The organism is Rhodanobacter fulvus Jip2, from assembly GCF_000264315.1.
Lineage (GTDB): Bacteria > Pseudomonadota > Gammaproteobacteria > Xanthomonadales > Rhodanobacteraceae > Rhodanobacter > Rhodanobacter fulvus.
The window spans coordinates 36,829-50,053 of record NZ_AJXU01000001.1 but is presented as its reverse complement, the minus strand read 5'-3'; the positions used below and the strand labels follow the sequence as shown (position 1 = coordinate 50,053).

General features: G+C 65.4%; 10 protein-coding genes. 8 read left to right on the top strand and 2 right to left on the bottom strand.

The features are described 5' to 3' along the window. Positions 1-5: 5 nt before the first annotated feature. From UU9_RS00240 to UU9_RS00220, 5 genes are all read left to right on the top strand, one after another. A complete protein-coding gene (locus UU9_RS00240; protein WP_007079690.1) occupies positions 6-380 on the top strand; it encodes a hypothetical protein in 375 nt (124 codons plus the stop codon). A gap of 81 nt (positions 381-461) precedes the next feature. Continuing rightward, the gene (locus UU9_RS00235; RefSeq protein WP_007079689.1) at positions 462-1,799 is read left to right on the top strand and encodes an MFS transporter; all 1,338 of its coding nucleotides are present in this window, start codon (positions 462-464) and stop codon (positions 1,797-1,799) included. A 220-nt stretch (positions 1,800-2,019) separates the two neighbouring features. Further along, positions 2,020-2,544, top strand: a complete 525-nt coding sequence (gene msrB / locus UU9_RS00230) for a peptide-methionine (R)-S-oxide reductase MsrB (protein ID WP_007079688.1) — start codon at positions 2,020-2,022, stop codon at positions 2,542-2,544. Position 2,545: 1 nt separating this feature from the next. After that, positions 2,546-3,238: a peptide-methionine (S)-S-oxide reductase MsrA gene (msrA, locus tag UU9_RS00225; protein WP_007079687.1), complete on the top strand. Its 693-nt coding sequence runs from the start codon at positions 2,546-2,548 to the stop codon at positions 3,236-3,238. A 194-nt stretch (positions 3,239-3,432) separates the two neighbouring features. Next, a complete protein-coding gene (locus UU9_RS00220; RefSeq protein ID WP_007079686.1) occupies positions 3,433-4,134 on the top strand; it encodes a glycosyltransferase family 2 protein in 702 nt (233 codons plus the stop codon). Positions 4,135-4,137: 3 nt separating this feature from the next. Here the strand turns inward: UU9_RS00220 and UU9_RS00215 are convergent, their stop codons facing one another. Next, positions 4,138-6,621, bottom strand: coding sequence for a glycoside hydrolase family 9 protein (locus UU9_RS00215; RefSeq protein ID WP_007079685.1), 2,484 nt, complete (start codon positions 6,619-6,621; stop codon positions 4,138-4,140). Between the two features lie 227 nt (positions 6,622-6,848). Here UU9_RS00215 and UU9_RS00210 point away from each other — a divergent pair, with 227 nt between their 5' ends. Together UU9_RS00210 and UU9_RS00205 are read left to right on the top strand one after the other, a co-directional pair. Next, positions 6,849-8,297 (top strand): alpha/beta hydrolase family protein, encoded by a 1,449-nt coding sequence (locus UU9_RS00210; RefSeq protein ID WP_007079684.1) that lies wholly within the window; start codon positions 6,849-6,851, stop codon positions 8,295-8,297. Between the two features lie 505 nt (positions 8,298-8,802). After that, positions 8,803-11,178 (top strand): glycoside hydrolase family 95 protein, encoded by a 2,376-nt coding sequence (locus UU9_RS00205; RefSeq protein ID WP_007079683.1) that lies wholly within the window; start codon positions 8,803-8,805, stop codon positions 11,176-11,178. Between the two features lie 3 nt (positions 11,179-11,181). On the opposite strand, the gene UU9_RS00200 is transcribed toward UU9_RS00205, so the two are convergent. Next, on the bottom strand, positions 11,182-12,306 hold the full coding sequence (locus UU9_RS00200) for an alcohol dehydrogenase catalytic domain-containing protein (protein WP_007079682.1): 1,125 nt from the start codon (positions 12,304-12,306) through the stop codon (positions 11,182-11,184). A gap of 7 nt (positions 12,307-12,313) precedes the next feature. On the opposite strand from UU9_RS00200, the gene UU9_RS00195 reads away from it, so the two are divergent. Next, entirely contained in the window at positions 12,314-13,204 is an 891-nt protein-coding gene (locus UU9_RS00195; protein WP_237710185.1) for a LysR family transcriptional regulator, read from the top strand. Positions 13,205-13,225: the final 21 nt, after the last annotated feature.

Below are 13,225 nucleotides of genomic sequence, written 5' to 3'. Positions count from 1 at the left end.
CCATCATGACCACCCTCAAGGACGCCATCGAAGACCTTCTCAACAACCGGCAGCTGACGGCCGCCGAGGCGGTCGACCGGCATTTCGGTCCCGACTTCCGCCAGCGCACGAACGGAACATGGGGCGACCGGGCCACCTTCCTCGCCCGCATCAGCGATTTCCGGGACGTAGTCGAGCACGCCACGATCACCGTTCTCGATGAACTTGGTGATGCCGACCGCTACGCCGAACGCCATGTCATCGACTTGCTCAAGCGCGATGGCGGGCGAATCCGGCAAGAGATCTACGTGTTTGCGACGCGGGACCCGGACGGACGTTTCGCGCGCATCGAGGAGACGACGCTGATGCTCGAACAGCAGGAGATGCCCGAAGCGACTTGAAGCGATGGGCTTGCGGGCGCGCCTCGCCGTCCAATGCGCAATAGACTGCCCATTGGACTTCTACTTGACCCACCCATCCGCATGACCTGGCCCGAAAAGCACAACACATCCCAGGTCTCGCGCAGCTCCATGGTCGTGGCGGCATTCTCGACGGTGGTGGAGTGGTACGACTTCACGCTGTACCTGTATTTCGCCACGGTGCTGTCGCGGGTGTTTTTCGGGGGTGGTGAGAACTCGCTGCTGGCGACGCTGGCCGGCTTCGCCATTTCCTATGCCATGCGGCCGTTCGGCGCGATGGTGTTCGGCCATATCGGCGACCGCTTCGGACGGCGGCGCACCTTGTTGCTGTCGATGATGCTGATGACGGTGGCGATGCTGGCGACGGCGCTTTTGCCCGACTACGCCGCGATCGGGCCGGCGGCGGGCGTACTGCTGATCGGGCTGCGTTGCCTCATGGCGTTCTCGGTAGGCGGCGAATACACGGGTGTGGTGGCCTATCTGCTGGAAGGCGCACGGCCGGATCGCCGTGGCCTGATCACCTCGCTGGCGTCCGCCGCCAGCGAGGTGGGTGCGCTGCTGGCGGTGGCGCTGTCCGCGTTGACGGTGGCGCTGATGAGCGCCGCCCATCTCGACGCCTGGGGCTGGCGCATCCCGTTTTTCGTGGGTGCGGCGCTGGCCGGTTGCGTGTGGTTTGCGCGATCCACCATGCAGGAGTCACCGGACTTCCTGCGCCAGCTGCGGCAGCACACCGTGCCGGATTCACCGCTGCGCCACACGCTCGCCCACCACAAGCCCGCGCTGCTGCGCACCTTCGCCATTTCGGCGCTGGGCTCGATCACCTATTACGTGGGCATCACCTATGTGCCGGCGTTCCTGACCTCGTCCGGCATCCTCGCCGAAGGCCGCTCGCTGTGGATGTCGAGTGTCGCCGCCGTGGCGGTCATCCTCGTCACGCCATTGGCCGGCGCGCTGTCCGACCGGGTTGGCCGCAAGCCGGTGCTGATCGCGTTCGCCGTCGCCAGCATGCTGTTGCCGCTGGCGATGTTCGGCCTGATGGGCGGCGGTGGCGACCTTGCGATAGCGGGCGGCGCGATCGCGCTGGCCTGCCTCGCCGGTGGCGTCAGTGCCGTGGGCGCGCCGGCCACCGCCGAGCAGTTTCCGGGCGAAGGCCGGCTCAGCGGCCTGGCCCTGGGTGTCACCATGGCGACAGCCATCTTCGGTGGCCTGACGCCGTTCCTCGCCGAGCTCCTGGTCCGGCAAACCGGCTGGGACGCGGTGCCCGGCGCCATGATCGCGGCGGTGGCGCTGATCGTGCTGCCAGCCTTCCTCACCATGCCGGAGACGCGTCCGCGATGGCATGTAACGAAGACGCAGCGGGCAACGAATAGCTTGATGAGCGACGATGGCGACGCGCGTTAGAGAAATCCGAACAAACCGTCGTCCCAGCGAAGCGCTCTTCAACGGTCGAAAGGCCGGACAAGCTGGCCCAGTGTCTGGATAACCGCGTAAAGGCACTGGATTCCAGCTTTCGCTGGAATGACGAGCAGGGACTTTATCGGGATTCCCTTGGCGCGAAACCACCAGCAAGCTCGCTGCCATCGTGCCTTGGCACGCTATCGTAGTTTTTCGGAGGTGAACCATGAAACGACGCAGTGTCCTGAAATATCTCGGAGCCGCGGCAGCCCTGCCCTGGCTGTCGGCCTGCGCACGCACCGTCGCGCCACCCGCCGGTGCCGGCGCGGCAACAGTAAAAGCGCTGGACGTGCCACCGGAGTTCTGGCGCGACAAGGTCAGCCCGGCCGCGTTCAAGGTGTTGTTCGAGGAAGACACCGAGCGTTCCGGCAGCAGCCCGCTCAACAGTGAGCACCGCGCCGGCACCTTCCTCTGCGCGGCGTGCTGGTCGCCGTTGTTCGCCAGCGAGCACAAGTTTGAAAGCGGTACCGGCTGGCCCAGCTTTACCCAGGCGCTGCCCGGGCGTATGGCGACCAAGCGTGATTTCGTGCTGCTGATTCCGCGCACGGAATACCACTGCGCGCGTTGCGGTGGTCACCAGGGCCATATCTTCAATGACGGCCCGCCACCGCTGGGCACGCGCTGGTGCAACAACGGGCTGGCGTTGCGCTTCGTGCCGGAAGGCCAACCGCTGCCCGCGCTGCGAGGCTGACATGAGCATGCATGCCTTGGCCGCGCCGCGGCATCCTTCCTGGCTGCGGGCGCTGGCTAGCCTGCCGATGCTGATCTTACTGGCCGCCTGTGCGCCCTCCGGCGCCGGCGCCACCAGTCCGTCGTCCGAAACGGCCGGCGCCCCATCACCGGCACGGACATCGGGCGGCACGGCCGTGGCGGTGTTTGCCGGTGGCTGCTTCTGGTGCATGCAGCCGCCCTTCGACAAGCTTCCCGGCGTCATTTCGACGGAGGCCGGCTATACCGGCGGCCACACGTCCCGACCGACTTACCGACAGGTGTCCGCCGGCGGCACCGGTCACGCCGAGGCGGTGCGGATCACCTACGACCCACGCAAGGTCAGCTACCCGAAGCTGCTGGATGTGTTCTGGCACAACATCGACCCGGTAGCGGTGAACCGGCAGTTCTGCGACGTCGGCGACCAATACCGCAGCGCGATTTTCCCGATCGGGCCGCAACAACAAAGCGAGGCCGAGGCAAGCCTGCGCGCGATACAGGCCGACCCACGCTTCAAGCGCCCCATCGCTACCCGCATCGAACCGGCCGCGACGTTCTACCCCGCCGAGGAATACCACCAGGCCTACTACCGGAAAAATCCGCTGCGCTACAAGTACTACCGCTACGGCTGCGGCCGGGACCAGCGCCTGCAACAGATCTGGGGCAGCACGGATTAACTGACGCGCGTGGGCAACGCGGGCCGCACCTCAGGCGCCGGCTCGCCGGGCCTCACGGTCCGGGAACCTTTTTCGCATCTGCCTCATCCGATTCCGTGCCATGGCCCTGCGTGGCCCTGCGCCTCCGCGCGGGGCGCACGATCGTGGCAGCCGGACTCGCCTGCGAGCCTCTCCCGCACCATCCGTGAAGCTCGATGTCGACACCGTTTTTCTCCATCGTCATGCCCACCTGGAACCGCGTCGCATGGCTCGACCGTGCGCTGGCGTCGGTGCTGGCGCAGCAGGAGTCATCGTGGGAGCTGCTGATCGCCGACGATGGCTCGTCCGACGGCACATGGGCGTCGCTGTGCGATTGGACGCGCCGCGACAGCCGCGTGCGCTGCTGGAGACACGCCAACCGCGGGCCGGCGGCAAGTCGCAATGCGCTGCTGCGCCATGCGCGCGGCAACTGGATCGTGTTCCTGGACAGCGATGACGAACTGCTGCCCGATCATCTCGCCCTGCGCCGCGAGGCCATTGCCGCGCAACCGGATACGGAGCTGTGGCTGTCGCCGATGCGCATCGTCGGCAATCCCTTCGTGCGGAGCTGCATGCATCCCGGCGAGATGATCCATGTCGATCGCTGCATCGGCGTGGGCATGCTCACCGTCCGGCGCGAGGCGATCCTGCGTGCCGGCGGCTTTCCCGATATCAGTTACGCCGAAGATGCCGCACTGATGACGCAACTGCGGATCATGGGCACGCGGACCGCCTGGCTGACCCATCGCACCTACGTCTATCACCGCGACCACGCCGACAGCATCACCGGTCATCAGGCGCGGCAAACACGGTCGTTGCCAAGGCCGGTGGAACGCCCGCGTCCTGCGCCGCGTGACACCGGCTTGCTTGCCCGATAGTGCCTACTTTCCCTCGTGCTGCGCCGCCAACGCCAGGAACATGAAGTTGGTGGCACCGCCGCCCAGCACGTATTCGCGCTGCTGCCAGAAATAGGGCCAGATCTTCAGCTCGGGCAGGTCGGGCCGGATCAATGCCGTGCCGGAAATCACGCCACCGGGGATGTAGCTCCAGTCGGCGCGATTGGCGCCGTAGGCCACCGTCGCGGAGATCGCCCCCACGCCCGAGGCGAACGATTCGGGGTTGTCGCCCGGATGCACGCCGAGCACGAAATTGAGCGCCTCCATCTGCAGCGTGTCCGGCGTGAACTGCGGCCACGCCTTGCGGAAGAAATACTGGCTGACGCCGAACTTCTGGATGTCCCAGCCGGCACCCCAGATATACGGCACATACGGCACGCCGTACGGTGTCCTGGTGGCATCCGCGGTCAGCTTGGCCTGATAGGTTTTCACCGCCGCACCGACCTCGTCGATGAAGGCCTGGTCGTGGATCAGCGGCATCGCTTCGGCCAGCATCGCGCCGGTCTTGTCGATGTGCGCGACGATGTCCGGCTTCATCGCGATCAGGCGCTGCACATATGCCGCGTCGCTGGTGGTTTTCGCCAGTTCCGCCAGCGCAAATACCTTGGCACCCAGGTCGTCGGCGCGATCGATGGCGTGGCGGTAGAGGTCGAGCGCAGCATCGAGCGACTGTTTTGCCATCGCCGGGTTGTTCGCCTTCAGCACGCGTGCGGCGGTAGCGAGTTGCGCCGCCGTGGTGAGTTCGCGATCGGGGTTGTCCTCGGTGAACACCCAGCGGTCGTCGGCGATGGATGAGGCGGTCGCGGTCTTCTGGCCCGGCTTGAGCGCGGGGTCGTAATCGAGCCCGTCCGTCTGGGTGGAGACATCGCCCAGCAGCACGTACTGCTCCAGCGTCGGCTCGATGATGCCGCGGTAGGTGCGGCCCAGCGCCTTGTAGCCGCCCAGCACGCTGAGCAGGCCGTGCTCCATCTGCTGGACCGCGTCATTGATGCCATCCGGCCGATGGATGTGCACCTCCTTCTTCGCCTCGTCGATGCTGGTGGCGTCGTAGTCGAGGCCGAACTCCTCCACCATCTTCGCCAGCAACCACACCGTGCCCATCTGGCTTTCGACACGCAGGTCGTAATCGCCGGCATCGTGCCAACCGCCCGAGGTCAGGCCCGGCACGCGGTCGCCGGGCTTGTAGCGGGTCAGCGTATCCGGCCCCTGCGCATAGCCGTCGAAATGCACGCCGACCTGCGCCATGCGCGCATCGTCCTGGTGATCGAGCCCGTGCCAGGTGCGGTAGTTCTCCTTCACCAGCATGTGGCACATCTGCACCGGCAGGAAATACTCGAGCGTGGGCTGCCACACGCCGCGGTCGTAGACATCGTCGGCGATGCGGAATACGTGCGTCTTCTGCCCGCGGTAGGAGAGCTGGTACATGCCGGGGTCGGTCACCGCGGTGAGATCGGCGGTCAGGTAGTTGTAGCGCAGGAAATGGCCCCACGGTTTGGGCGTAAAGCGGGCGACCTGCTGCGGGCCGTTGTCGGTCATCTTGTAGAGGATCAGCGCATCGGCCTTGTCGTCGCGCTTGTCCTGCTCGATCACCACGGTCTTGGCCTGCGCGGGCCGATAACCGACCTGCGACACCTGCACCACCGGCGCGGCGCGCCAGCCCGGGTCGACGTTCGGTGTGATGACCCACGACACCGCATTCTTCGTCGCACCCGGGCGGGTGATTTCGCGCACGATGTACCAGCCGTTGTTCTGGTTGCCGCGTCCGTCGAGCAACGCGAGCCGACCCGTGCGGCTCTCGATCTTCAGGCGTTGCAGCTTGCTTTCCGGTGCCACCACCAGGGTCTTGCCTTCGGCCATCGGGGCGGAAATCAGCTGGCCGTGATCGTCGCTGATGGGGCCATCCGCCTGGCGCGGAAAGATGCCCGATACCTGATCCATCAACCAGCTCTTGCCGAACAGGTCGGTCGGGAACAGCTCGAAATTGAAACCGACCTTGCCCTCCCACGCCGCCGGCAGCGGCTTGTCCAGGTCGACGCTGACCTTGAACGCGTCGCCATCCATCGGCGTCACGCTGACGTGGTAGCTGAAATGCAGGTCGGGGTAGTCGATCGGGTTGAAGCCCTTGCGGTTCTTCGTCTCGTCGGGATAGTGCAGCGTCTGGGTGACGGTCTGGGTCGCCGCATCGACCGCCGGTTCGCCATCGCCCGCCGGCATCGGCGACCACTGCCCCGGCGACGGCTCAAGCCGCAGGTCGCCATTGGCCGCCACGCGCGTGCCGTGCTGGATCACCGTCACGCCAGTCTGGTGCCCGTCGGGATAGATGTCGGCAAACACCGTGACGTTCAATCCCGGCGCCTCGAAGTAACCCTTGTCGTTGAGCTTCAGCTGCGGCCCTGCCGGTGCCGCGCTGGTGCCTGCTGCAGCCAGCGCCACCAGCAGACCGATGGCCATCGAAAGCGTGCGTTTCATTGGATATCCCCTGGGCGCAGGCCGCTTCGGCCGCGCTATGAGCAAGCGCCAGAAACTAGCCCACGCGCCCGGGTTACGGCAAGCAACCGGCCCACATCCATTTTTCGCCGCAGGATTTCCCCACGCCGGAATCGAATATCCACGCGCTACCGCACCTGATCAGGAACCGACGCTTCCGCCACGCTAGACTCATCCCGCGGGGCGCCACGTCACTTTCAGGGAATGCCATGACCCACACCATGCTCGTTCGCAACGCGCTGGCTTTCGCGATGTGGGCTTTCACTGCAGCAAGCCCTGCCCAGACGCCTGGAACCACGCTGGCCGCCTGCCCGTCCAGTACGGCGAAAAATCCGGCCAACGCCGCAGCGATTGCCGAACGCGACCGCGAGTTGAAGGTACTGGGCATCAAGCAGATGAAGCCCGCGGTCGGCGCCTTCGCTATCGGCAAGCCGTGCAACGCCAACTACGACGAGGCGCTCGCCAATCCTTATCCGAAATTGCCGGACCCACTCACCACGCGCGCAGGGGAGCACGTCACCACGGCGTCGCAATGGCAGCGTGACCGGCGCCCGGAAATCGCCGAGCTGCTGCAAAGCCAGGTATACGGTTTCGTACCCGACAACGTGCCGACGGTGACATGGAAAGTCACCCGCACCCTGCAGCACTCCATCGGCGGCATCGCCGTGGTCATCAAGGAACTGACCGGCCACGTCGACAACAGTGCCTACCCATCGATCACGGTGAACATCCGCGCCAATCTGGTGACGCCGGCGGATGCGCAGGGGCGTGCCGTGCCCGTCATGGTGATGAACGGTAGCCGCCTGCAACCGATTCCCGCCAACCCGCCGGCATCGCTTGCGCACAACGTGAGCTATTACAGCCTGCTGGGCGAAAACAACCTGCAGCAGCTTCTGGGTCGCGGCTGGGGCTACGTGGCGATCGACAGCACCAGCGCGCAGCCGGACAGCCTGCCCAACGGCGACGGCATCGGCGGAGGCATCATTGGCTTGGCCAACCGGGGCAAGCCACGCCGCATGGATCAATGGGGTGCGGTGCGCGCCTGGGCCTGGGCCGACAGCCGCCTGCTGGATTACCTGGTCACCGACCCGGACGTGGACGCTCGCCGCATCGGCATCTTCGGCCACTCGCGTTTCGGCAAGGCGGCGCTGGTGGCGATGGCGTTCGACCAGCGCTTCGCCATCGGCTACATCAGCGCCGCGGGCGCGGGCGGCAGCGCCCTCTTCCGGCGCAACTTTGGCGAAACGCTGGCCAACCTCACCGGCCCCGGCGAGTTCTACTGGTTCGCCGGGAACCTGATGAAGTACGCCGCCGTCGGCCACACGCCGGACGAGCTGCCGGTCGACAGCCACGAACTCATCGCCCTGTGCGCGCCGCGGCCGGTCTTCCTCAGCGGCGGCATTTTCATGTCGGAGCCCGGCAAGGTTCCCGGCGATGCCTGGCAGGACACGCGCGGCACCTTCGTGGCCGCCGTCGCCGCCAGCCCGGTCTACGCCCTGCTTGGCGCAAAAGGCCTCGGCACCGACACCATGCCCCCGCCATCGACCCTGATCGACAACGGCAACCTCGCCTTCCGCCAACACACGGAAGGCCACACACCCAGCCCGAACTGGCCGTATTTTCTGCGGTTTGCGGAAAGAGAGTTTGCCGGGCCGTAGCTGGCCGCCTCGAGCTGCAGCTGCCAGCGGCTATTCCATCGGCACCTTGCAGAACGATCTCGGCCAAAGCGGCGGCGTGGCGGCTACCCAATTGATCGACGCTCCAAACCTGGGCGACGCGTGAAAACAAGGATTGGGTATTGGACGAGGCTTCGCGGGCAAGAACGATTGCAGACCTTAGCCGCAATGGTCATCAGATAAGTGATCGCGACCATGGTCGCGATCTGGATGCCGCGGTCAAATCACACGTAAACGCCTTCTTGAGAAGCGACGAGGGCGTGTCATTTGTGCGGACGCGGGCGACGATGGCTTCGAGCCGTATCGGCTGGAACGCTGAACGGCCTGCCTCCGCCCGAATTCCTCAAACAGCACATCGCCTGCGACGCAAGAAACAACACGCGATCGGCTATTGCCCGATACTCAATCTTCTCTTGAAGAGGGCAACGCCTTGCACCCGTCCCCCGAACGTTCCCATGCAACCCGCAGTGAAGGGCTGGCGCGCCGCATGACGTGGGCCCTGCTCACGGTATTCGCCGCCTTGTTCATGGCCTCCCAGGCACGCGCCGGCAACGCTGTCCTGGTGTACGACAAGCCGGCCAGTCAGTGGAATGAAGCGCTGCCACTGGGCAATGGCCTGATGGGGGCCATGGTGTTCGGTGGCGTGCCCGACGAACGCGTCCAGCTCAACCTGGGCACGCTGTGGGGCGGTGCGCCGAACGACTACATCGCACAGGGCGCCGCAAGCCGACTGAAGCCGATACAGAAGCTCATTTTCTCGGGCAAGGTGGCGCAGGCCGAGGCGCTCAGCGCAGGCTTCATGGGTGATCCGAAATTGCTGATGCCGTTCCAGCCGTTCGGCGATCTTCACCTGCATGTCGAGAACAAGGGCAAGGTGAGCGATTACCAAAGGGAGCTGCGGCTGGACGATGCGATCAGCACCGTTTCCTATGCGGTCGATGGCGTGCATTTTCGCCGCGAGACCTTCATGTCTTACCCCGACCGCGTGCTGGTGATGCACCTCAGCGCCGACCAACCGGCCGCGCAGAATTTCACCGTCACGCTGACCTCGCCCCAACCCGGCGCCAAGGTCGCGCTGGTAGGCAAGGACACCATCGCGCTGACCGGGCAGATCGAGCCGCGCACCAACCCGGCATCGTCGTGGACGGGCTCGTGGTCAAAGCCCGGGATGACCTATGCAGGACGGCTTGTCATCAAGACCAAAGGCGGCAGCATCCGCCAGGCCGGCGACCATCTGGAAGTGCGCGGCGCCGACGCCGTCACCCTCGTGTTCAGCGGAGCTACCAGTTTCAAGTCGTATCGCGACATTAGTGGCAATGCCGAGGCGGCGGCTCGCGCGCCCCTGGACAAGGCTGTGCAGCGCAGCTACGAGGCGCTGAAAAACGCCCACCTGGCTGACTATCGCGCGCTCTTCGATCGCGTGCATTTGCGCCTGGGCGACGACGCTTCCAGGGAGAACGTCGCGACGGATAAGCGCATTCGCGACTTCAAGACCCACGACGATCCGTCCCTGGTGGCGCTGTATTACCAGTACGGGCGTTACCTCCTGATTTCGTCATCGCGCGCGGGCGGCCAGCCCGCCAATCTCCAGGGCATCTGGAACCAGGACCTGCTGCCGGCCTGGGGCAGCAAATGGACCACCAACATCAATCTGGAGATGAACTACTGGCCTGCGGAAACGGGCGCTCTCTGGGAAACCCAGACGCCGCTGTGGGACCTGATCGACGACCTGCAGGTGGCCGGCGCGAAGACGGCGCAGCGCTACTACGGTGCGCACGGCTGGGTGCTTCATCACAACAGCGACCTGTGGCGCGCCACCACGCCCGTGGACGGGCCGTGGGGCCTGTGGCCCATGGGCGGTGTCTGGTTGTCCAACCAGATGTGGGACCACTACACCTTCAGCGGCGACGAAACCTTCCTGCGCAACCGTGCTTACCCCGCCATGAAGGGTGCGGCGGAGTTTGTGCTGGATTTCCTGGTGGAAGCGCCGAAAGGTTCGCCGGTCGCCGGGAAGCTGGTGACCAACCCGTCCACATCACCGGAAAACCGCTACCTGCTCGGCGGAAAACCGGTGGGCCTGACCTACGCGCCAACGATGGACATTGAACTGATCAACGATCTCTTCAATCACGTGCGCGCCGCCGCCCGCCATCTCGGCGTCGATGCGGCACTCGTATCGCGCATCGACGCGGCCCAGCCACGCCTGCCCCCGCTGCAGATCGGTCACAAGGGCCAGTTGCAGGAATGGATCGAGGACTATCCGGAAACCGAGCCGGATCATCGCCACGTTTCCCACCTCTACGCGCTCTATCCGGGCGACGCGATTTCGCCGGACAGGACCCCGGCGCTGGCCAAGGCCGCGAGGCGGTCGCTAGAGCTGCGCGGTGATGGCGGCACCGGTTGGGCGAGGGCGTGGAAAACGGCGCTGTGGGCAAGGCTCGGCGACGGCGATCACGCCTACAGGCTGCTGCATGACCTGATCGCCGAAAACACGCTGCCGAACATGTTCGACGACTGTCCGCCGTTCCAGATCGACGGCAACTTCGGCGGCACGGCGGCGATCGCGGAGATGCTGATGCAAAGTCGTATCGGCGAGATCACCGTGCTTCCGGCCCTGCCGAGCCGATGGCAGGACGGCGAGGTCGACGGCCTGCGCGCCCGCGGCGGCTTGCGGGTCGGTATCACCTGGCGCAAAGGCGTGCCTACCGAGGTGCGGTTGCTGAGCACCACCGCCACCTCGGTTCACCTTCGATACCAGCATCAACGCATCGTCGTCGCGCTCGAGCCAGGCAAGGAACTCACCGTGGGCGCTGCAAGGCTGATGCCCTCCACAAACGGGCGGCAACACGCAGCAGCGGACTGACGGCTAGACGTGAGATGGCGCCACCAGGACGGCCCTGGCGCCATCGGGCAACGCACAGGCCATGGCCTGTTCGATCTGATCGAAGCGGAATTCCTCGCCGATCCGGGTGGCGAGCAGGGGATCGTCGATCAGGCTCTCCAGCGTTTTCAGCGCCGCGGCAAGTCGTTCCTGCTCCTTCACTGTACGGCTCTCGAAATTGCTGAACCGCCGCATGGTCAGGTTCTTCATCATGAAAAGCACGGACGGGATGGCGACCGGCACGGCGCCGCCGAGAAAGCCATAGGCATAGATGGTGGAGTTCATCGGCAGGCTCGGCGCAATTTTCCCGAGCAGGTCGCCGCCGACGCCATCGAATACGGCTGTTGTCGCCAGTTCGGCGGAAAGCGCAGCCAGCCTGTCGGTGAAGCCTTCGTCAGTTACCAGGACATGCTCCACGCCCGACTGGACGAGCGCGCGTCGTGCCGCCTCGGTGCGCACCAGAAAAATTGCCGGCAGTTTTCTGCTTCGTGCGAGTGAAGCCATGGCGTAGCCCGTGGCCGAATTGCCGGCCGTGACGATCACGCCCTTGTGGCCGGCCTCGGCGATCTCTTCAAGGAAGGCGTAGGCCGTCATGACGTTGACGAGCGAGCCGCAATAATCCCGCGCGCGGACATGGTCCGGCAGGATCAGGCACGCCGAATAGGGCACCTGTGCCCGTTCACACCAGAGCCCGACACTCTCCGCGCTTCGGCCGAGCGAGCGGTAGACCGCCACCTGCTTGCCCGCATGGACCGCGGGAACGCCGTCGCCCACCGCGATCACCCTGCCCGCTCCCGACGCACCCCATACCTCATGGCGGTCGAGTGCGAGGGGATTGCCGGCCGTGGTGGGCATGCGCAGGAACGTCTTGTCGCCCTGGTTGATCGCCGAGGCATCCATCTCGACAAGTACATGGCCAGCTGCCGGTTCGTTCGGCGCGGGGATGTCGCGAACCTCCAACGTACGGCTTGGCGTCACGCAGATTGCTTTCATCGGTCGGTTCCCGGGTTCGGTGGCGACACGCAGGTTAGGCAATTTCATCCATTGCCGAAATGCGTCTGCGCGACATACCATCCATTCCACTTCGGAATCGATGGTGATGACTTGCATGGATCGAATGCATGCGATTCGGCTGTTCGTGCGCCTCGTCGAATGCGGCAGTTTTTCAGCCGTGGGGCGCGAGGAAGGGATCGGGCAACCCGCCGTCAGCAAGCAGATCGGCGCGTTGGAGCGGTACCTTGGCGAACAACTCGTCCTGCGCACCTCGCGCCAAGTGGTGATCACCGAGGCGGGGCAAGCGTTCTACGAATCGGCCAAGCGACTGATGGACGATTTCGACGCGCTCGAATCCTCGGTCGGTGATCGCCGGCGGTCACCGCGAGGCACCATCCGGATCAACACCGCGCCAGCGCATGGCCGGCTCTGCATCACGCCGCTGCTGCCGGAATTTTTCCGGCGGTATCCGGACGTCACGATCCAGATGTCGGTATCGGAACGACACGTCGACCTGGTCGGCGAAGGCGTCGATCTGGCGATCCGCCACGGGCGACTGGTGGACTCCTCGCTCACCGCGAGGAAACTGTCCGAGGCGGACTCCGTGCTCACGGCGAGCCGGGATTACCTTTCCCGTAACAGCGTACCCACCCGACTCGCGGAGCTGGACCAGCACACCTGCGTCGTCTTTGCGAAGGATCGCGAGCGTTACCCGTGGTCGCTCAAGGTGGGCAAGGAAACCGTTTCCTACATGCCGCACGGCTCGCTGCTGACGGGCGATGCAGAGCATGTCCGCGCGGCGGTGCTGTGTGGCCTCGGCATCGCCCAGGCGCCGCGCTGGCTGCTGGCCGAAGAGATCCGCTCCGGCCAGGTGCAGGTGCTGCTGCCGAAGTTGCAGCCGGCGCGCGTGCCCATCCATCTCGTCTATCCGGCCGGCCGCCGTGTACCGGTGAGGGTCAGGGTATTCATCGACTATCTGGTGGCGGCATTCGCGCGTCCCGTGCGCCGGCCGTAACGTCCCTGATCGTCATGACAG